The 20339-nt window shown below is 67.0% G+C and carries 20 protein-coding genes; 13 read left to right on the forward strand and 7 right to left on the reverse strand.

All coding sequences use genetic code 11. The features are described 5' to 3' along the window. Positions 1–350: 350 nt before the first annotated feature. The 5 genes from CDN99_RS15930 to CDN99_RS15950 all read right to left on the reverse strand — a co-directional run bounded on the left by CDN99_RS15930 (position 351) and on the right by CDN99_RS15950 (position 4136). Positions 351–1124: a hypothetical protein gene (locus tag CDN99_RS15930; protein ID WP_141100824.1), complete on the reverse strand. Its 774-nt coding sequence runs from the start codon at positions 1122–1124 to the stop codon at positions 351–353. A gap of 96 nt (positions 1125–1220) precedes the next feature. Then, a complete protein-coding gene (locus tag CDN99_RS15935; protein WP_238139553.1) occupies positions 1221–1676 on the reverse strand; it encodes a group I truncated hemoglobin in 456 nt (151 codons plus the stop codon). 26 nt (positions 1677–1702) lie between these two features. Next, entirely contained in the window at positions 1703–2566 is an 864-nt protein-coding gene (locus tag CDN99_RS15940) for a DUF3034 family protein (protein WP_310732483.1), read from the reverse strand. A 79-nt stretch (positions 2567–2645) separates the two neighbouring features. After that, positions 2646–3065 (reverse strand): VOC family protein, encoded by a 420-nt coding sequence (locus CDN99_RS15945; RefSeq protein WP_088385873.1) that lies wholly within the window; start codon positions 3063–3065, stop codon positions 2646–2648. 189 nt (positions 3066–3254) lie between these two features. Then, positions 3255–4136, reverse strand: coding sequence for a ferritin family protein (locus tag CDN99_RS15950; protein ID WP_088385874.1), 882 nt, complete (start codon positions 4134–4136; stop codon positions 3255–3257). Positions 4137–4304: 168 nt separating this feature from the next. Here CDN99_RS15950 and CDN99_RS15955 point away from each other — a divergent pair, with 168 nt between their 5' ends. Next, positions 4305–4913, forward strand: coding sequence for a glutathione peroxidase (locus CDN99_RS15955; protein WP_088385875.1), 609 nt, complete (start codon positions 4305–4307; stop codon positions 4911–4913). Positions 4914–5497: 584 nt separating this feature from the next. On the opposite strand, the gene corA is transcribed toward CDN99_RS15955, so the two are convergent. After that, a complete protein-coding gene (gene corA / locus CDN99_RS15960) occupies positions 5498–6487 on the reverse strand; it encodes a magnesium/cobalt transporter CorA (RefSeq protein ID WP_088385876.1) in 990 nt (329 codons plus the stop codon). A gap of 833 nt (positions 6488–7320) precedes the next feature. On the opposite strand from corA, the gene hpf reads away from it, so the two are divergent. The 3 genes from hpf (at position 7321) to hprK (ending at position 9431) form a co-directional block, all read left to right on the forward strand. Next, positions 7321–7662, forward strand: coding sequence for a ribosome hibernation-promoting factor, HPF/YfiA family (hpf, locus tag CDN99_RS15965; protein ID WP_088385877.1), 342 nt, complete (start codon positions 7321–7323; stop codon positions 7660–7662). A gap of 286 nt (positions 7663–7948) precedes the next feature. Continuing rightward, the gene (ptsN, locus tag CDN99_RS15970) at positions 7949–8419 is read left to right on the forward strand and encodes a PTS IIA-like nitrogen regulatory protein PtsN (RefSeq protein ID WP_088385878.1); all 471 of its coding nucleotides are present in this window, start codon (positions 7949–7951) and stop codon (positions 8417–8419) included. Positions 8420–8468: 49 nt separating this feature from the next. After that, positions 8469–9431, forward strand: coding sequence for an HPr(Ser) kinase/phosphatase (hprK, locus tag CDN99_RS15975; protein WP_088385879.1), 963 nt, complete (start codon positions 8469–8471; stop codon positions 9429–9431). 43 nt (positions 9432–9474) lie between these two features. Here hprK and fur read toward each other — a convergent pair whose 3' ends face one another. Further along, positions 9475–9906, reverse strand: a complete 432-nt coding sequence (fur, locus tag CDN99_RS15980; protein ID WP_088385880.1) for a ferric iron uptake transcriptional regulator — start codon at positions 9904–9906, stop codon at positions 9475–9477. A gap of 188 nt (positions 9907–10094) precedes the next feature. Between fur and CDN99_RS15985 the strand changes: the two genes are divergently transcribed. The 9 genes from CDN99_RS15985 (at position 10095) to CDN99_RS16025 (ending at position 20255) form a co-directional block, all read left to right on the forward strand. Next, complete coding sequence (locus tag CDN99_RS15985) at positions 10095–10583, forward strand: outer membrane protein assembly factor BamE (protein ID WP_088385881.1); 489 nt, start codon at positions 10095–10097, stop codon at positions 10581–10583. Next, the gene (gene dapB / locus CDN99_RS15990; protein ID WP_088385882.1) at positions 10580–11386 is read left to right on the forward strand and encodes a 4-hydroxy-tetrahydrodipicolinate reductase; all 807 of its coding nucleotides are present in this window, start codon (positions 10580–10582) and stop codon (positions 11384–11386) included. Before CDN99_RS15985 ends, dapB begins: the two co-directional genes overlap by 4 nt. A gap of 65 nt (positions 11387–11451) precedes the next feature. After that, complete coding sequence (locus CDN99_RS15995) at positions 11452–12096, forward strand: MotA/TolQ/ExbB proton channel family protein (RefSeq protein WP_088385883.1); 645 nt, start codon at positions 11452–11454, stop codon at positions 12094–12096. A gap of 31 nt (positions 12097–12127) precedes the next feature. After that, positions 12128–12565 (forward strand): ExbD/TolR family protein, encoded by a 438-nt coding sequence (locus CDN99_RS16000; RefSeq protein WP_088385884.1) that lies wholly within the window; start codon positions 12128–12130, stop codon positions 12563–12565. A gap of 232 nt (positions 12566–12797) precedes the next feature. Further along, complete coding sequence (leuS, locus tag CDN99_RS16005) at positions 12798–15431, forward strand: leucine--tRNA ligase (protein ID WP_088385885.1); 2634 nt, start codon at positions 12798–12800, stop codon at positions 15429–15431. A gap of 28 nt (positions 15432–15459) precedes the next feature. After that, positions 15460–15927, forward strand: a complete 468-nt coding sequence (locus tag CDN99_RS16010) for an LPS-assembly lipoprotein LptE (protein WP_158218858.1) — start codon at positions 15460–15462, stop codon at positions 15925–15927. A gap of 94 nt (positions 15928–16021) precedes the next feature. Continuing rightward, on the forward strand, positions 16022–17089 hold the full coding sequence (gene holA, locus CDN99_RS16015) for a DNA polymerase III subunit delta (RefSeq protein WP_088385887.1): 1068 nt from the start codon (positions 16022–16024) through the stop codon (positions 17087–17089). A 164-nt stretch (positions 17090–17253) separates the two neighbouring features. Next, positions 17254–17829: a methylamine utilization protein gene (locus CDN99_RS16020; RefSeq protein ID WP_088385888.1), complete on the forward strand. Its 576-nt coding sequence runs from the start codon at positions 17254–17256 to the stop codon at positions 17827–17829. After that, positions 17829–20255 carry a putative bifunctional diguanylate cyclase/phosphodiesterase gene (locus CDN99_RS16025; RefSeq protein ID WP_088385889.1) on the forward strand — a complete coding sequence of 809 codons (2427 nt, stop codon included), beginning with the start codon at positions 17829–17831 and terminating at the stop codon, positions 20253–20255. The genes CDN99_RS16020 and CDN99_RS16025 overlap by 1 nt, the downstream gene beginning before the upstream one ends. Positions 20256–20339 lie beyond the last annotated feature (84 nt).

A 20339-nucleotide genomic window follows, 5' to 3' on the forward strand; every position in this document is an offset into this window, starting at 1 on the left:
GCGAGAGGCAATGAACCAATTCGCCATCCTCTACGCAGACCGATTCACCAGGACCGGCTCGTAGCCTCGTAGAAGCGCCTCAAACACAGAATTTCTGACACACCCGGACGGCGGGGCATGAAGCGCATCGGAAGGCCATTGGCGTTGCTCTTCTTTGAGTCTACGGGCCGCCTCCGAGCCGCATGGACGCCTCCCCCGACTCGCGGGGCCGTCTTGTCACCGGAACATGTGCCGTCAATGGAAAGCAGTCGCGCAAGACCTGCCCCTTCGGGCTCTGGTGAATGTCATCGAATGCAAGCAATCGCCCGCCACTGCCAGGCCTTCCGGTTGGGCCACCGAGTCATATCGGCTCATTGCCCGACAGCGAGCCGTGTGAAGGGGGCCAGCACCATCGCCCATCGACTCCCACCGGGCAGGCTCAGGGACATCGAGATGCGATTCTCAGCGTCGAGCCCCCGCCTCCCCGCCACTACAACGGCCTTGTACTCATATAGCGCGAGCGCGGCAGCCCCACCCATTCGCCTGTCACCTGCCAGCACCACCTTGTCTCCGCCATCCGTCTTCGCGACCACCATCGGATCATTGGACGGCGGGAACACCAGCAGGCATTCGCCCGCGGCCAATCCATCGATGGAACGCCGCAGCAGCGAGTCGGACACCATCCGACCCCAGTCGCCCTTCACGCCCGGTGGTGGCGGAGACAGTTGCTTCGAATCCGCCGGCAGCGCATACCATCCTCGCGTCAAGCTTGACCGCAGCTTCAGTTGATCCGGTGGTGTTCCGAGCACGTAGCGCGCTTGTGTCCCTCGGTCCCGCATCGCGGCGACCATTTCCGGCAGCGACCGGGAAGCCTCGTCGAAGAACATCGACCGCGCCGCCGGGCGCTCGCGAGCTCGTTGAAATGCCGCGTCGAAGCCATGCGTCTCGCCGGAGCGAAGGAATTCATACGCGGCGAACAATCCCTCCTCCAGAGGCACCGACAACGCCTTGAGCTCGGGCAAAAGCTCTCGCGCCAATCGATCCAGCGCCACCGCATTGATCCGGACGCGGGGCGCCGTGCTGACGGAGGCACCGCTCTCCCGTGCATCGACCATCGGTGAATTTCCAGGGGCAGAAACGAACATGCGCGACTCCTCCGCCTTCAAGGCGTGATGAACGCAGCCTCACGGCGAGGCCGCCATCCATCGAGTCGCCACCGAGCTGGCGGCGGTTCCCAGGCTTCACTTCGTGATCACGTCCCGATGCATCGGCGCCAGCAGCGCCAGCAGCCGGTTCTGCACCGAGAACGGCACGCCCTGCTCGTCCATCGAGGCCTGCAGATCCTCGACCAGCGCATTGAAGTCGGCCTTCGTCAGCGCCAGGTGGGCGTGCGAGTTCTTCATCGTCTCGCCGTCATAGACGCAAGGGCCACCGCTCAACTGGCAGAACTGATTGCGCAGTTGCTCCTTCAGGAACTTCGGATTGACGCCATCGAACTTCAGCTTGATGCGTTCGTCCGCGTAAGCGCGGTCGACCAAGCCGCTGGCGATGCGGGTGAGGCCCTCGGTACCTCCGAGCGCCCGATAGAGCGAGTCATCGGCGGCGAAGACCCCGCCCGCCACCAGCAGCGCCGAGGCCAGCACGCCAGATCGCAGCAGCATGGCCAACGAGGGAGAAGGACTGGCACGTCGCGTCATCGATGTTTCTTCACTCGTCTCTTCGTTCAATACGCCAGCTGAATCGATCCATACACGCCGCGTTGCCGCCGCGGCTGGATGCCCGGCACCACACGACCGAGGTCGACATAGGCCGCCGTCAGCGACAGGTGCTTGTTGGGCGCCCAGGCGACGAAGATGTCCTTCCAGTCGTCCTCGCGCAGCGCGTCGCCAAGGATCGACGGGTTCAGCTTGTCCGGCTTCATCCGGTATTCGACGCCCACCGCCCACTGCTTGCTCAGCAGATAGGCCACCGAGATCTCGGGCAGCAGCGAGTAGCTCTTGCTCGCCGTGCCGCCGAAACCCAGCAGGCCGTTCTGGTTGGCGCGCGAAGCCCGCAGCGTGACGTTGACGAGCGTGCTCTGCGCCAGGAACAGCTTGCTCGCGCTCAGGTAGACATCGACGCCGCTGCGCCGGGCGCCGAGCGCATCCAGCGTCGGCGCGAGGCCACCCGCGTCGAGGTGCTTGTACTCGACACCCAGCGCGATCTGCGGCATCCAGGAGTCCGCGTCCAGGACCGCGTCGCCGATCAGGCGAACCTTCGCGCCGAGGATCGTCTGCCTCAGCTTCAGCCCCGGCACGCCGAGCGCCGCGCCGGTCCCGCCGGCCGAGAAGTCCTGCTTGCCGAGCGACATCTCGACCCGCTCGCCGAACGCGACCGACGCGCCGTAGGCGCTCAGGCTGTAGTCCTGAACAGGCAGCCGCGTGAAGTAAGCCGTGGCCCCGATCTGCCCGCTGGTCGCGTAGCTGCCGGTCAGCGCCCAGGGCGACAGGCCGCCTCCGGCGGCTCCGTCGATGCTGCTCACGCCGCCGGTCAGCAGCAGCTTGCCCTGCGCCTGCGCGGCACACGCCAGCGGAACAGCCAGGAGCAACGAAAGTAGCGGGCGAAGCAGTCGCTGTGTCATGACGAAAGAAGGGGAACAGGACGTGAGATCGGTCAGGCGCGGCCGATCACCAGGCGCCGGTGTTGGGCATCGAGATCCAGGGCTCGGCCGGCGGCAGCGCGGGGCCGTCCTGCAGCAGCTCGACCGAGATGCCGTCAGGCGAGCGCACGAAGGCCATGCGGCCGTCGCGCGGCGGGCGGTTGATGGTCACGCCGTGATCCTTCAGGCGCTGACATGCGGCATAGATGTCCGGCACGGCATAGGCGACGTGGCCGAAGTTGCGGCCGCCCGCATAGGTCTCGGCGTCCCAGTTGTAGGTGAGCTCGATCTGCGCGTCCTCGTCGCCGGGCGCGGCCAGATAGATCAGGGTGAAGCGGCCGGCCTCGTGCTCGCTGCGTCGCACTTCTTCCAGGCCCAGGGCGTCGCGGTAGAACTTGAGGGAGGCGTCGACATCGGTCACGCGGACCATGGTGTGCAAATACTTCATGAGCGATTGGCGTATGGCTGAGGGAGCGATCAGGTGCGCGATTGTGGCCGGGCTTGGCCTGCGGCGCATGCCCTCTGGGCATGTGCGAAGAGCAACCCGGCGAATCGACGCGCCACCCATCGCCCAGAAACGAGAAAGGCCCGCGATCGCGGGCCTCGTCGAGTGCGCCAGTTGGCGCCCGTCCGGGCGTCAGGTCGCCTTGGGCGCGGCATCGCCCTGAGCGGCGAGCGCGGCGGCCTGGGCCACCCGCTGCGACAGCTCCTTGCGATAGCGGTTCAGCTCCTGGACGCTGGCGAAGCTGCGCTCCATCAGCAGGCTCATGTTGTGCAGGATGCGCTCCACGACCTTGCTCTCCCAGACGCTGTCGAACTGGATCTGCTTGTCCAGCCAGCGCTCCAGCCATTCCGGATCCGGCAGGCGGCTCTGGATGGTGTCACGCGGGAACAGCTTGGCGTTGACGTGCAGGTTCGTCGGGTGCAGCGCCTGCGCGGTGCGGCGGGCACTGGCCATCAGCACGCCGACCTTGGCGAACGCCGCCTTGGCCTCGTCGCCGAACTTCGTCATCGCGCGCTTCATGTAGCGCAGGTAGGCACCGCCATGGCGGGCTTCGTCGCGCGACAGGGTTTCGTAGATCGCCTTGATGACCGGCTCGGTGTGCCATTCAGCGGCGCGGCGATACCAGTGGTTCAGGCGGATCTCACCGCAGAAGTGCAGCATCAGCGTCTCGAGCGCCGGGGCGGGATCGAATTCGAAACGAACCTCGTGCAGCTCGGCTTCGGTCGGGACCATGTCCGGACGGAAGCGGCGAAGGTACTCCATCAGGACCAGCGAGTGCTTCTGCTCCTCGAAGAACCAGACGCTCATGAAGGCCGAGAAGTCGCTATCGTCCTTGTTGTCACGCAAGAACATCTCGGTGGCCGGCAGCGCCGACCACTCGGTGATGGCGTTCATCTTGATCGTGCGCGCCTGATCGTCGGTCAGCTTGGACGCGTCGAACTTGTCCCATGGGATGTCCGTGTCCATGTTCCAGCGCACGGCTTCGAGTTGCTTGAAAAGTTCTGGGTAAAGCATGTCACGTCCTTGTAAGCGCGGCGGATTCTAACGGCCGCACCATGACAATCCCTTACAGGGAAGAACAGTGGAGGCCTTCTGGCCTAATGCGCTTGCTAAATCTCATGCACGCGTTGGTTGATACGCAGTGCGAGCCCATCCGGATCGCCCCCTCCAGGAGACCCTGCAATGAACAAGTCCTTCGGAATCCTCGCCCGCCGGCTGGCCTTCGCCGCCGCGCTGCTCGCGCCCTTCGTCGCCCAAGCCGCGCCGGCCGCAGAGACCACCGCCCCCGCGAGCGCCGCCAATTGCCCGGATCTGTTGCAGCGGCAAATGCCGCGCCTGCAGGACGAGAAGCCGCAGGCGCTGTGCCAGTACGCCGGCAAGGTCGTGCTGGTGGTCAACACGGCCAGCTTCTGCGGCTACACGCCGCAATACAAGGCGCTGGAGGCGATCTCCGCGCGTTATGCCGACAAGGGACTCGTGGTGCTGGGATTTCCATCCGGTGATTTCGGCAACCAGGAGTACGGCAGCAACAAGGAAATCGCCGAGTTCTGCGAGAACACGTTCAACGTCAAGTTCCCGATGTTCAGCAAGAGCAGCGTCGCAGCCGGCAAAGCCGATCTGAACCCGCTGTTCGCCGACCTGGCCAAGCGCACCGGCCAATCGCCGAAGTGGAATTTCCACAAGTACCTCATCTCCCGCTCCGGCAAGGAGGTGATGAGCTTCGCCTCCGGCGTCAGCCCGGACAGCCCGCAGTTCGAGCAAGCGGTGGAACGACTGCTGGCCCAGCGCTGAAACCACGCCGACGGCACGATGCGGCGAGCCTCAGCTCGCCGCGCCGGGAGTTCGAGAAAGCTTGCTCGGTCCGGTTCATGAAGATCGGTCGAGCCGAAGAAAAAGGCGCGGGATTCGGCAATCGGCGAGCCTGTGGCGCAGCTCCGTCATCACCCTGAAAACTGTCCCGACTAGGCGGGACACCGGTGACAGATGCTCACTTTTTCATTCATCGGCAGGATGACATCGGCGCCGAGGCGCTGCACCATTGGGCCTCGTTCGATCGCTGGCGTTCACGCCGGAGACCCGGCGACACCGGCGTGACGCCGATGCATGAGTCCCCGTATCAGCGCTTGCTTTGATGGGCCTTAAACGGGGTGGAAGTCGAAGTAGCGACCGAGGGCATTGGGAAGTTTCCATTGATCCCGTCATCGACGGGAGTACAGTCAAGTCACCATTTCAGCCGCAAGACCTGCTTTCTCGTAAAGCTGCAATCCCGAGGCCTTTCTCCTCCTCCTCCCTCCCTCCCTCGTTGGCCAGGGGCGTCTTGAGGCTACTTTTCTACCCAGGGCTTCCGCATCGCGGAAGCCCTTTGTGTTGGCCGCTCAGCGGAGCCAGCCCTTGCGGCGGAAGTAGATGAACGGCGCGGCCACCGAGGCGATCATCAAGCACAGCGCGAACGGGTAGCCATACCGCCACTGCAACTCCGGCATCGCATTGAAGTTCATGCCGTACACGCTGGCGATCAACGTCGGCGGCAGCAGCGCGACGCTCGCGACCGAGAAGATCTTGATGATCTTGTTCTGGTTGATGTTGATGAAGCCGACCGTCGCGTCCATCAGGAAGTTGATCTTGTCGAACAGGAACGCGGTGTGGGAGTCGAGCGAATCGATGTCCCGCAGGATCTGACGCGATTCCTCGAATTGCTCGGCATTGAGCATCCGGCTGCGCATCATGAAGCTCACCGCGCGGCGCGTGTCCATCACGTTGCGGCGGATGCGGCCGTTCAAGTCTTCCTCGCGCGCGATCGCCGAGAGGACCTCGCCCGCTTCGGTGTCGTTGACGTCCTTCTTCAATACGCGCGCGCTGACCTTCTCGAGGTTGTCGTAGATGCCTTCGAGCACGTCCGCCGAATATTCCGCGTCCGCGTCGTAGAGCTTGAGCAGCACGTCCTTGGCGTCCTCGATCAGGGCCGGGATGCGGCGCGCGCGCAGGCGCAGCAGGCGGAACACCGGCAGGTCCTCGTTGTGGACCGAGAACAGCACGTTGTTGAACAGGATGAACGCCACCCGCACGTTGCGCGGGGTCTCCATGTCGTCGATCAGGAAGTCGGAGCGGATGTGCAACTCGCCGTTGTCTTCCTCATAGAAGCGGGCGGACTCTTCCAAGTCCTCGTCGACGATGTCCTCGGGGATCACGAGGCCGAAACGCTCGCGGATCCAGTCCTTCTCTTCCGCGCTGGGGGATTCCAGGTCGACCCAGACGGCATTGCGGTCGGCGCCGGACACGGAGGCCAGCTCGGCGGCCGTCGAGACCTCTTCCTGGACCATGCCGCCCTTGAGGCGGCCGTTATCCAGCGTGAACACATTCAGCATGCGGGTCCTTCGTCGGCGTGTGGCGCGCTGAGGCGAACGCACAAGCCCGAGAGCGCGTTGACGGACCCGTCGATCGATGTGCGGGCCGCGTCGAGGCGCGATGTTTTGCGAGAGAGGACGGCCCGCGGTTCAGGGCGTCCGGGCAGATGAGAGCGTGGCCGTCTCACTCCGGACAAGCGTCGCGGCGGCGCGGGGGATGGCCGAAGGCGCCGGCTTCAGCCAGCGCCGTCATCGGCCATGAAGGATGCGCTCAGAAACCGCGGCGGATTGACGCTGGAGCGGAAGGCCACCGAGGGTGGTCGCTGTCCAAGAGGGACTCCAGTAATCGGGACGCGGAATTATCACATCGCGTCCGGACGGCCGGCAAGGCAGACGGACTCGCCGCGCAACATCCAGCATTCGAGCACGGCCCGGGCCATGTCGCAAGGCGGGAATATTCGCCCCCAAACCTTGCTTTTGTTCACTTGTGCGGGGCTGGGAACGAGAGCAGACTGGTCCCGTCCTTTTCACAAATCTGCCTCAGAACCCGCATGACATCGGCCCTCGCGGCCTCCGTCATTCGATCCCCCCGCGTGTCGCGGCTCCCCGCCACGATGCGTGCTCCCTGGAACGCCGAGCCTGCTGACGCCGTCTTCTCCGTCGATCCTTGCCAGATCCCCGACCGAATCCCGACGATTCACTTCGAGCCGCCTTCAGCCTCTCCTCGACGCTTCCGTCTCCTCCGCAACCTTCTCATCCCAAGCACAGCCACCTCCAGACATTCCATCTCCCCATCGATATCGGCCTACGGGCCCCTCACTCTTTCCGACCAAGCCCTTGTGAAAGGAGGCTTTATGAACCTGACCATCAGTGGCCACCATCTCGAAGTAACTCAGGCTCTGCGTGAATACGTGCTGAACAAGCTCAGCAGAGTGATCCGCCACTTTGACCAGGTCGTGGACGTCAATGTCCTCTTGACCGTGGAGAAGCAGAAGGAGAAGGATCGACGCCAACGCGCGGAAGTCACGATGCATGTGAAGGGACGGGAAATTTTCTGCGAACACGCCCACGAGGATCTTTACGCCGCGATCGACGAGCTGATGGACAAGCTGGACCGGCAGGTGTGCCGACACAAGGATCGGGTGCAAAACCATCATCACGCCTCCGCCAAGCGCATGGATGTGAGCGCCGGATGACCTGGGGAGCCGGGTGCGCCGCGCGGAACGCGGGCGGCCGGCAGCCCTGAAGACCTTGGGGCTTTCCCCAGGTTCGACGCCAAGGCGGCCCACGGGGCCGCCTTTTTGTCGAGAATTGTTGCAATGCAACAGCAATGGCGACGTTTTCACAGGAGCGTCGCATCCGTCACGCCCGTGTTGGCAAGCGGATTCCTATAATCCTCGCCTTCAACCCCGGATCTGCACGCCAACGCGGTGCGCAGTGCTTCCCCAGCCCCGCCGATCCACGCGACCGGCGCTCCGCCCGATGAATCGTCTCGCCGCCATCCTTCCCGCCAGCAACGTGCTGGTCGATGTGGACGCTTCCAGCAAAAAGCGGATCTTCGAGCAGGCCGGGCTGCTGTTCGAGAACAACCACTCCATTCCGCGCGCGTCGGTAACCGACAATCTGTTCGCGCGTGAACGGCTCGGCTCCACCGGCCTGGGCCACGGCGTCGCGATCCCCCACGGCCGGATCAAGGGGCTGAAGAATCCATTGGCTGCGGTGCTGCGCGTGCAGCAGCCGATCGGCTTCGACGCCCCCGACGACGAACCCGTCACGCTGCTGATCTTCCTGCTGGTCCCGGAGGCCGCCACGCAACGGCACCTGGAAATCCTGTCGGAGATCGCCGAGATGCTGTCCGACCGCGAACTGCGCGAACGCCTCAAGACGGAGTCCGAAGCCAGCACCGTGCATCGCCTGATCGCTGACTGGGAACCGCTGAAGTCGGTCGCCTGATCGGCCCTCGCCGCCGCCCTCCTCCAACCGCCCGCCCCGTCCGCCCTTCGTGAAAGCCACCTCCATCAGCGCCGATCGGCTGTTCGAGGAACACCGCGAGGCCTTGCGTTGGGAATGGGTCGCCGGGCACGCACACCCTGAACGCCGCTTCGACGAGGCCGCGCTGCGCGACGCGCAATCGGCCGCCGACCTGGTCGGCTACCTGAACTACATCCATCCGTATCGCGTCCAGATCGTGGGCCGACGCGAGGTCGCCTATCTGAGCCAGGCCTCGGGCGACGTGCTGGACCGCCGCATCGCGCGCATCGTCACGCTGGAGCCACCGGTGATCATCGTGGCCGACGACCAGCCCGCGCCGGACCGGCTGGTCGCGATGTGCGATCGCGCCGAGATCCCGCTGTTCACCACCGCCGAATCGGCCGGCCACGTCATCGACCTGGTGCGCGCCTACCTGGCCCACGTCTGCGCGAATCGCACGACGCGGCACGGCGTGTTCATGGACATCCTGGGCCTGGGCGTGCTGCTGACCGGCGAGTCCGGCCTGGGCAAGAGCGAACTGGGTCTGGAGCTGATCAGCCGCGGCCACGGCCTGGTGGCGGACGACGCGGTCGACTTCTTCCGCATCGCGCAGACGGCGATCGAGGGGCGTTGCCCCGAGCTGCTGATGAACTTGCTGGAAGTCCGCGGCATCGGCCTGCTGGACATCAAGGCGATCTTCGGCGAGACGGCGGTGCGTCGGAAGATGCGCCTGAAGCTGATCGTGCACCTGGTCCGCAAGGAGACCATGGAGCGCGATTTCGAGCGCCTGCCCTACGAGCCGCTGTACGAGGACGTGCTCGGCATGCCCGTGCGTAAGGTGGTGATCGCGGTGGATGCCGGCCGCAACCTGGCGGTGCTGGTCGAGGCCGCGGTGCGCAACACCATCCTGCAACTGCGCGGCATCGACACCTACCGCGAGTTCGTCGAGCGCCACCAGCGCGCCATCGAGCAAGGCCTGAACGACGCCAACTGATTGCCTGCCGCGGTCGACGGGAACGTCGGCGCGGCCTGAGCGATCAGCGCGCCATCTTGTTCGGGCAGTCCTTCTTCACGCAGTTGGCGTAGAGCGCCAGCGAGTGTTCCTGCAGCTGGAAACCGCGCTCCTCGGCGATCGCATGTTGGCGCTCTTCGATCTTCGGGTCGTAGAACTCCTCGACGAAGCCGCAGGTCAGGCAGACCAGGTGGTCGTGATGATGGCCTTCGTTAAGCTCGAAGACAGCCTTGCCGGACTCGAAATGGTTGCGCGAGAGCAGGCCCGCCTGCTCGAACTGCGTGAGCACGCGGTAGACCGTCGCCAGACCGATGTCCGCCCGCTCATCGAGCAAAGCTTTGTAAACATCCTCGGCGGTCATGTGCCGCTGTTGGGTGGTCTGGAAGATCTCGAGGATCTTGATGCGGGGCAGCGTGGCCTTGAGGCCGCTGTTCTTGATTTCGTCTGACCGGTTCATGGGGTTTGCGTCCTTCGGACGGACTGGAGCCAGCCGCTAGAATTCCGGCCATCATAGCCCTAGCGCCTCGGCGAGTTTCCGCCATGTCATTGAATTCCCGTATTGCCCGCCTCGCGCGCCGGACCTCGTCGTCCGCCACCGTGGCGGGACTGTCCCTCGGTCTCCTGGCGCTGGGCGGATGCTCTCAAATGCCGAAGTTCGATGCGTTCTCCGTCAGCGGGGACAAGGTGATGGGCCTCATCACGCCCTACCGCGTCGAGATCGTCCAGGGCAACGTCGTGACCAAGGAGCAGCTCGCCCAGGTCAAGCCCGGCATGACCCGCATGCAGGCACGCGAGGCGCTCGGCTCGCCGCTGCTGACCGACGTCTTCCACGAATCCCGCTGGGATTACGTCTTCACCATCCGCCGCCAGGGCGCCGCACCGCAGAACCGCCACATCCAGCTGACCTTCGACGGCGACAAGCTGTCCAAGATCGACGCGCCGGACGACCTGCCGACGGAGAAGGAATTCATCGCGGCCATCAACACGCTGAAGGGCTCCGGCAAGGAGCCCAAGCTGGAGCTGACCGAGGAAGAGCGCAAGGCGCTGCCGCCGCCGGTGCGCCAGGCCGCGGCCTCCGCGCCGGATCCGATCGGTCCGACGCGCGACTACCCGCCGCTGGAGGCGCGCCGATGAGCGGTCTGCGCATCGCCGTCACCGGCGCGTCCGGCCGCATGGGCCGGATGCTGATCGAGGCGGTGCTGGGCGCGGACGACTGCGAGCTGACCGCCGCGCTCGACCGCGAAGGCAGCCCGGCGCTCGGCCAGGACGCCGGCGCCTTCCTGGGCCAGGCCACCGGCGTGGCGATCTCCAGCGACGTGAAGGCCGGCCTGTCCCGGGCCGACGTGCTGATCGACTTCACCCGGCCCGAAGGCACGATGGCCCATCTGGCGCTGTGCGCCGAACTGGGCGTGCGCGCCGTGGTCGGGACCACCGGCTTCAGCGAGGAACAGAAGTCCCGGATCGCCGAGCTCGCGCAGCGCTCGGCCGTCATGATGGCGCCCAACATGAGCATCGGCGTCAACGTCGTGCTCAAGCTGCTGCAGCAGGCCGCGCAGGCGCTGTCGCAGGGTTATGACATCGAGATCGTCGAGGCCCACCACCGCCACAAGGTCGACGCGCCCAGCGGCACCGCGCTGAAGATGGGCGAGGTCGTCGCCGACGCGCTCGGCCGCGACCTGAAGACCTGCGCCGTCTACGGCCGCGAAGGCGTCACCGGCGAGCGCGATCCGTCGACGATCGGCTTCGCCACCGTCCGTGGCGGCGACATCATCGGCGACCACACGGTGCTGTTCGCCGGCATCGGCGAACGCATCGAGATCAGCCACAAGGCCTCCAGCCGCGCCACCTTCGCGCAGGGCAGCCTGCGCGCGGCGCGTTTCCTGGGGTCGCGCACGACCGGCTTGTTCGACATGAACGACGTGCTCGGCATCGCCTGAGCACGACGATGTCGTCATCGGCCCCGCGCTCGACCTCGACCTGACAGGGACCCCGCGGACGCCCGATGCGTGAACTGATCAACCTCTGGCAGGCGGGCGACGGTGTCGCCCGTTTCGTTTCCTTGCTGCTGCTGGCGATGTCGGTGAGCAGCTGGGTGCTGATCTTCTGGCGCGCCTGGGCCCTGGCCCGCGCCCGGCGCGACCTGCGCCGCGGCCTGCCGGTGTTCTGGGCGGCGCCCGCGCTGAGCCAGGGGCGCGAGCAACTGCTGGCGCTCGATCGCGAGCGGTTGATGGTCCCGCTGATCGACGCCGCGATCCAGGACAGCCCCAACGGCACCCTCGGCGCCTGCGCGCAGCGGACCTCTCAATTGACGCGGCGCCTGCGCGACGCGCTGCACGTGGTGCTGGGCGGCCTGGGCCGTGGGCAGGTGGTGCTGGCGACGATCGGCAGCACGGCGCCTTTCGTCGGCCTGTTCGGCACTGTCTGGGGCATCTACCACGCGCTGATGAGCATCACCTCGACCGGCAACTTCAGCCTGGACAAGGTCGCCGGCCCGGTCGGCGAGGCGCTGATCATGACCGCGGCTGGCCTGGCCGTCGCGATCCCGGCGGTGCTCGCCTACAACCTCTTCGGCAAATGGGTCGCCGCCTGTGAGGCGGAACTTGAAGGCTTCGCGCACGACCTGCGCGAACTGCTGGGCGGCGCTTGAGCGCCGTCGCCTCGCACCCCGTCAGCGCGCCATGAAATTCGGCCGCCTCGAACGCCGCGAAGCGCCCAGGCCCATGGGCGAGATCAACATGACGCCGCTGATCGACGTCATGCTGGTGCTGCTGGTGATCTTCATCATCGCGGCGCCGCTGATGGGCAGCGCGCTGAAGCTGGACCTGCCCAGGAGCGATGCCGCCGCACCGGGTCCCGGCGCGCACTTCATCGCCCTGGCGATCACGCCCCAGGGCGAATACCTGCTCGGCGAGGACAAGCTCGACGCGAAGGCCCTGCGCGAGCGTCTCAAACAACTGGCCGAGCGCCAGCCCGATGCCGAACTGCGGCTCAGCGCCGACCGCGCCGTGCCTTACGGCCAGGTGGCGCAGCTGATCGGCTGGGCGCAATCGGCGGGATTGAACCGCATCGCCTTCGTCGCCGAGAACGGCGAAGACACCTCGCCCACCCCACGCTGACCGACATCGGCCGATCCCCTCCAACGAAGGAGCAGGTCGTGTCCTGGTCGGAGGGAGCCGGGGGCCCGGGGGCTCGCGGGCAATTTGGCGGACGTACGAGCCCCGGGACCCGGCTTCCGCTGACCGCGCTCGGTCCACCAGCCCCAGGCACGGCCGCGCCCCCCTCATCAAGAGCGCCCAGCCCCGGTCCCGCGCCCTCCTACAATCCGCGGCTACGTTGCCCGAGCCATCCATGAACGAGAAATACGCCCCCTCCGAGGTCGAACAGGCCGCCCGCGATCATTGGAACGCCCGCGATGCCTACCGCGTCGTCGAGGACGCCGGCAAGCCCAAGTTCTACGCTTGCTCCATGCTGCCCTACCCCAGCGGCAAGCTGCACATGGGCCATGTCCGCAACTACACGATCAACGACATGTTGACGCGGCAGCTGCGCATGAAGGGCTACAACGTGCTGATGCCGATGGGCTGGGACGCCTTCGGCCTGCCCGCGGAGAACGCGGCGATGAAGAACAAGGTGCCGCCGGCCGCGTGGACCTACGACAACATCGCCTACATGAAGAAGCAGATGCAGGCGATGGGCCTGGCGATCGACTGGTCGCGCGAGATCGCCACCTGCAAGCCGGAGTATTACCACTGGAACCAGTGGCTGTTCCTCAAGATGCTGGAAGCCGGTATCGCCGAGCGCCGCACGCAGGTCGTCAACTGGGATCCGGTCGACCAGACCGTGCTGGCCAACGAGCAGGTCATCGACGGCAAGGGCTGGCGCTCGGGCGCGATCATCGAGAAGCGCGAGATCCCCGGCTACTACCTGAAGATCACCGACTACGCCGAGGAGCTGCTGGCCGCCGTCGCCGATCCGTCGGACAAGAACTACCTCGCCGGCTGGCCCGACCGGGTCCGGCTGATGCAGGAGAACTGGATCGGCAAGAGCGAGGGCGTGCGTTTCGCCTTCCCTCATGACATCCAGGGCGCGGACGGCCAACCGGTGCAGGGCGGCCTGCTGTACGTCTTCACGACGCGCGCCGACACCATCATGGGCGTGACCTTCTGCGCCGTCGCGCCGGAACATCCGCTGGCCACGCACGCCGCCGCGACGAGCCCCGCGCTGGCCGCGTTCATCGAGGAATGCAAGCAGGGCGGCTCCACCGAGGCCGAGCTGGCGACGCAGGACAAGAAGGGCCTGGCCACCGGCCTGTTCGTGACGCACCCGCTGACCGGCGAGAAGGTCGAGGTCTGGGTCGGCAACTACGTGCTGATGAGCTACGGCGACGGCGCGGTGATGGGCGTGCCGGCGCATGACGAGCGCGACTTCGCGTTCGCCAAGAAGTACGGCATCGCGATCAAGCAGGTCGTCGCCGTCGAGGGCGAGACCTACTCCACCGACGGCTGGGCCGAGTGGTACGGCGACAAGCAGCGCGGCGTGTGCGTCAACTCCGGCGCGCTGGACGGCCTGACGCACAAGCAGGCGGTCGACAAGGTCGCCGAGCTGGTCGGCACCAAGGGCCTGGGCGAGAAGAAGACCACCTGGCGCCTGCGCGACTGGGGCGTCAGCCGCCAGCGCTACTGGGGCACGCCGATCCCGATCATTCACTGCGAGACCTGCGGCCCGGTGCCGGTCCCGGCGAAGGACCTGCCGGTCGTGCTGCCGGAGGACTGCATCCCCGACGGCAGCGGCAACCCGCTGAACAAGCGCGACGACTTCCTGAACTGCAGCTGCCCGACCTGCGGCGCGCCGGCCAAGCGCGAGACCGACACGATGGACACCTTCGTGGACAGCTCGTGGTACTTCATGCGTTATTGCGACGCCACGAACCACGACGCGATGGTCGGCGCCGGCACCGACTACTGGATGCCGATGGACCAGTACATCGGCGGCATCGAGCACGCGATCCTGCACCTGCTGTACGCGCGCTTCTGGACCAAGGTGATGCGCGACCTGAAGCTCATCACCTTCGACGAGCCGTTCCAGAACCTGCTGACGCAGGGCATGGTGCTGAAAGGCGCCTACTTCCGCAAGCCTGAGGACGCGGGCAAGAACTACTACTGGGAACACGAGGTCGACGTCCTGCGCAACGAGCACGGCCAGCCGATCGGCGGCACGCTGAAGGCCGACGGCCTGCCGCTCGAGTACGAGATGACGACGATGTCCAAGTCGAAGAACAACGGCGTGGACCCGCAGGCGCTGATCGACCAGTACGGCGCCGACACGGCGCGCCTGTTCGTCATGTTCGCCTCCCCGCCGGAGCAGACGCTGGAGTGGAACGACGCCGGCGTCGAGGGCGCGCATCGTTTCCTGAAGCGCGTCTGGGGCTTCGGCGCCAAGCACGTCGACGGGATCAAGGCCGGCGGCGCCGACTTCGGCGCGCTCGGCGACGACGGCAAGGCGCTGCGTCGCGAGGTGCACCTGGTGCTCAAGCAGGTCAGCTACGACTACGAGCGCATGCAGTACAACACCGTCGTCTCCGGCGCGATGAAGCTGCTGAACGCGCTGGAAGGCTTCAAGGCCACCGGCCAGGACGCCGCGGTGCGCGAGGGCTTCTCGGTGCTGCTGCGCGTGATCTACCCGGCCTGCCCGCACGTGGCGCATGCGCTGTGGGCGGAGCTGGGCTTCGAGGCCGAGCTGGGTGACCTGCTCGATGCCCCGTGGCCCCAGGTCGACGAGGCGGCGCTGGTGCAGGACCAGGTCGAGCTGATGTTGCAGGTCAACGGCAAGTTGCGCGGCGCCATCAAGGTGCCCGCCTCGGCCGACAAGGCCGCGATCGAGGCGATCGCGCTGGCCAGTCCGGACTTCGAGAAGTTCGCCGAGGGGAAGACGCCCAAGAAGGTCGTCATCGTCCCCGGCCGTCTCGTCAACCTGGTGGTCTGACGTCATGCATCGCCGCGATCTGTTGTCGATGGGTGCCGTGGTCCTGCTGTCGGGCTGCGGATTCGAGTTGCGCAAGGAGCCGGAGTACCACTTCAAGACGCTGGCGCTGACCGGCTTCGTCCCGCACTCGCCGCTGGCGCAGGAGCTGCGCCGGCAGGTGCAGCGCAGCACCGTGCGGCTGGTCGAGGACCCGAACCGCGCCGACGTGATCATCGCGGTCGAGCGCGAGGTGCGCGACAAGACCTCGGTGGCGACGACCGCCGCCGGGCAGATCACCGAATGGCAGTTGCGGCTGCAGGTGGACTACTCGCTGCGCACGGCGGGCGGGGAAATCCTGCTGCCCCGCACCGAGCTGCGCCTGACCCGGGACATGAACTACAGCGAAAGCGCCGCCCTGGGCAAGGAGCAGGAGGAGCTGTCGCTGCAGAAGGCCATGCAGGTGGAGGCCGTCGGGCTGCTGCTGCGCCGGCTCGCGGCGGTGCATCTGGCCGGCTGACGCCGCCAGCCGCCCGAAGTCGCCCACGCCATCGCCGACGGTTGCCCGCGTCGTCGCCCACGTCCCGCCCGCCCCGCCGCCCTCCTCCCCTCGCATGCAGATCAAAGCCGAGGCCCTGTCGGGCCATCTCTCCAAGGGCCTGAAGCCGATCTACACGGTGCACGGCGACGAGCCGCTGCTCGCGCAGGAAGCGGCCGACATGCTGCGCGCCGAGGCGCGCAAGCAGGGCTACGGCGAGCGGCAGGTCTTCATCGTCGGCGGCGCCCATTTCGACTGGGGTCCGGTGATCGCGGCGTCGCAGGCGATGAGCCTGTTCGCCGACAAGCAGTTGATCGAGATCCGAATCCCCGGCGGCAAACCCGGCAAGGACGGCTCGGAGGCGTTGCAGCGGTATGTGCAGGGCCTGCCGCCGGACGTGCTGACGCTGGTCACGCTGCCGCGGCTGGACAAGACGCAGCTGGGCAGCGCCTGGTTCACCGCGCTGGACACCGCCGGCGTCTCCGTCAAGGTCGATCCGGTGGAGCGGCGCGAGCTGCCGGCGTGGATCGCGCGGCGGCTGCAGCAGCAGGGGCAGTCGGTGGCGGCCGGCCCGGACGGCCAGCAGGCGCTGGAGTTCTTCGCCGATCGGGTGGAAGGCAACCTGCTCGCGGCCCATCAGGAGTTGCAGAAGCTGGCGCTGCTGCACCCGCCGGGCGAGCTCGGCCTGGCGCAGATCGAGGCGGCGGTGCTGGACGTGGCGCGCTTCGATGTCTTCAAGCTCAGCGAGGCGCTGCTGAGCGGCCGCGTGGCGCGCGTGCTGCGCATGCTCGACGGCCTGAAGGCCGAGGGCGAGGCCGCCGTGCTGGTGCACTGGACCATGGCCGAGGACATCCGCGGCCTCAAGCGCGTCCACGACGCGGTGGCCGCCGGCAAGCCCTTGCCGATGGCGCTGCGGGAGGCCCGGGTGTGGGGTCCGAAGGAGCGGCTCTTCGAGCGCATCGTCCCGCAGCTGCACGGCGCGGCGCTGGCGCGGCTGCTGGTCGCGGCGCAGATCTGCGACGGCATCGTCAAGGGCCTGCGGCACCCCGAGTGGCCGTCCGACCCCTGGGAAGCACTGGCCCGATTGGCCTTGATGCTGGAACAAGCCCTGCGTCCGCCGGCCCAGAAAACCCGCTATGGTTGACGTTTTGTCGTCCATCAGGCATCGCGATGAGTCTGCCTCGCTCCCCTCTTTTCCGCTCCCTCTGCGCTGGTCGGCGCGCGGCTTCGCGCGGCCCTGATCCAACGCGCGGCACGCGCCGGATCGACCGCCGCGGATCGCCGGCCGGTCGCGCCGCGCGCGCGGCCTTGCTGGCCACGTTGGCGGTGTTGTCGGCGCCGCTGGTCCACGCCGCGGTCTGGACGGTGCAGGTGCGCGACGCCGGCGGCGCGCCGGTGCCGGACGCGGTGGTGGCGGTCGAGTTGAAGGGCCAGCCGAGCAAGGCGGCGGCAGGCACCGCGGCGACCATGGGGCAGCGTGACCGCCAGTTCCAGCCGCAACTGCTGATCGTGCAGACCGGCACCGCGGTCAACTTCCCCAACTTCGACACCGTGCGGCATCACGTGTATTCGTTCTCGCCGACGAAGCGCTTCGAGTTGAAGCTTTACGCCGGCACGCCGGTGGAACCGGTAGTGTTCGACAAGGCCGGCGTCGCCCAGCTCGGCTGCAACATTCACGATCGGATGAGCGCTCATATCGTCGTCGTCGACACGCCCCTCTTCGGCCGCGCCGACGCCCAAGGCGAGGTCCGCCTGGACCTGCCGCCCGGTGACCACCGGGTGCGCCTGTGGGCGCCGCGCCTGGGCAACGCCGCCCCGACCGCGCAGCCGCTGACGGTGGCCGCCGGTGCCCCCGGCGTGCTCAAGGTGGAACTGCGGGACTGATGCGCTGGCCCGATTTCCTCAACCTGCGGCGGCTGGAGGGGCGCATCGTCGCCCTGTTCCTGGCGCTGCTGCTGGTCGTCCAGGTGCTGAACCTGGCGCTGATCGGACAGGGGATCGGGCGCAACGCGCGGGCATCGGTGGCCGAGGAACTCGCCGCCGGTGAACGCATCTACACCCAGCTGCTCGCGCAGGACGCCGAGCAGCGCGGGCTGATCGCCGACCTGCTGCAGTCCGACTACGGCCTGCGCCAGCTGGTCGGCGCCGGCATCGAGGGCGACGAACTGCGGTCCACGCTGCAGGATGTCTTCACCAACCTGAGCGAGCGCGGCGAGGCCAGCTTCATCGGCTACGCCAACGACGCCTTCCAGCTCGTCACCGCGACCGACGCCGTCGCCGGCAAGGTCGCGCCGCTGCTGCGCGGGGTGACGCGGCAGCAGCAGGGCCGGACGCAGAGCCAGTTGGTGTTGCTGGAGGGCAAGGCCTATCAGGTCGTCGTCGCGCGGATGCGGGCGGCAGGGCTGGGCGGCTGGGTCTTCATGGGCTTCGAGATGCGGCAGGACCAGTTGCAGGAGCTGCAGCGCATCGCCCACATCCAGGGCGTGCTGCTGAGCCATCCGGCGCAAGGGTCCTGGCAGGTGCTGGCCAGCGTGCTGGACGCGCCCGCCAGCGCGCGGGTGGTGACCGCGCTGCCCCCGCCCGCCGCGTCCACCAGCTCGGCCGAGCACGACGCGCAAAGTTTCCTCATCCAGATCGATGGCGAGCAGTTCCAGGCCCGGCTGCAGCCGCTGGCGCACGGCGGCGACGATACGCAGGCGATGGCGGTGTTGCTGCTGCGCTCCGTCGACGATGCGTTGGCGCCCTATCGGCAGTTGCAATGGATGCTGCTGGGGCTGAGCCTGGCGGGGGTGGCCGTCTTCGCGGTCGGCGCGGTGCTGACGGCCCGACGCATCAGCGGACCGGTCAAGGTGCTGGCCAGCGCGGCGCGGCGGCTCGGTCAAGGCGACTACGCGCAGCCGGTGCTGCGGCCATCGAGCGACGAGATCGGCGATCTGGCCGAAGCCTTCGAGGCCATGCGCCAAGGCATCCGGGCGCGCGAGGAAGAAGTCCATCGGCTCGCCTTCTGGGACCCCCTCACCGACCTGCCGAATCGCGAGCAATTCATCCAGGCCCTGGCGCGTCGCGTCGCGGACAGCGGCGTGCGGTTCTCGCTGCTGATGCTGAATCTGGATCGCTTCAAGCACGTCAACGATGTGCTCGGGCGTGCCTTCGGCGATCGGTTGCTGCGGGCGGTGGCAGAGCGGTTGCAGCACCTGCTGAAGGATGAGGTGCGCTTGATCGCGCGCCTGGGTGGCGATGAGTTCGTGCTGATGATCGAAGGCGCCGGCGCAACACGCGCCGAAGCCATCTGCGCACGCATCCAGCGCGACTTCGAGCGGGCGCTCAGCATCGACGATCAGACCGTCGATCTGTCCGCCGGCATGGGGGTGTCGCTCTATCCCCAGCACGGGCGCGATCCCACCCTGCTGATGGCGCGCGCGGAACTGGCCATGCACACCGCCAAGCGCGGCCAGAGCGGCTGCGAGGTCTACGCGCCCAGCATGGACGCGGCCAGCCAGGAATCCCTCTCCCTGCTGAGCGAGCTGCGGCACGCGATCGACGCCGGAGAGCTGCGGCTGTTCCTGCAGCCCAAGGTCGACCTGCATCGGCAACGCATCGCCGGGGCGGAAGCGTTGGTGCGGTGGGAACACCCCACGCGCGGGCTGGTGCCGCCGATGGAGTTCATCCCCTTCGCGGAACAAACCGGCTTCATCCGGCAGATCACCGCATGGATGCTTCACGCGTCGGCGCAGACATGGATCAACCTTCAGCGCGAAGGGCTCGCCGTGCCCATCAGCGTCAATCTCTCGACCCGCGATTTGATGGACCAGGATCTGCCCATCAAGGTCGCCGACCTCGTCGCGGGCGTGCCTCCATCCGCCCTCTGCCTGGAGATCACCGAGTCGGCGATCATGGACGACCCGCAACGCGCGCTGCAAACGCTCGAACAACTCCATGCGCTGGGGTTCAAGTTGTCGATTGATGATTTCGGGACGGGGTACTCGTCGCTCGCCTATCTGAAACAGTTGTCGGTGGATGAGCTGAAGATCGATCGCAGCTTCGTCATGAACATGGAACGCGATATCGACGACGCCAAAATCGTCCGGTCGACGATCGAGCTCGCGCATAACCTCGGGTTGAGCGTGGTGGCGGAAGGGCTGGAAACAGCCAAGGCCTGGACGTTGCTCCAGACCCTGGGGTGCGATCAGGGACAAGGCTATCTGCTGGCTCGACCCATGCCTGGGGAACAGTTCGCGCAGTGGCTGCGGACCTGGCAGCCGCCAGACCTCGGGGATGCGAGGGCGAGCACCATCCTGGCGGGGCTTTGAGCCAGCCTTTCAGGCTCCCCGCGGGAGAGCCCGCCGGGATTTCGCCCCGGCAGGCGACTCCCTTTTCTGGTCGCGCCCAGAAAA

The sequence above is a fragment of the Roseateles aquatilis genome (assembly GCF_002205645.1).
In the GTDB taxonomy this organism is placed as follows: Bacteria; Pseudomonadota; Gammaproteobacteria; order Burkholderiales; family Burkholderiaceae_C; genus Roseateles; species Roseateles aquatilis.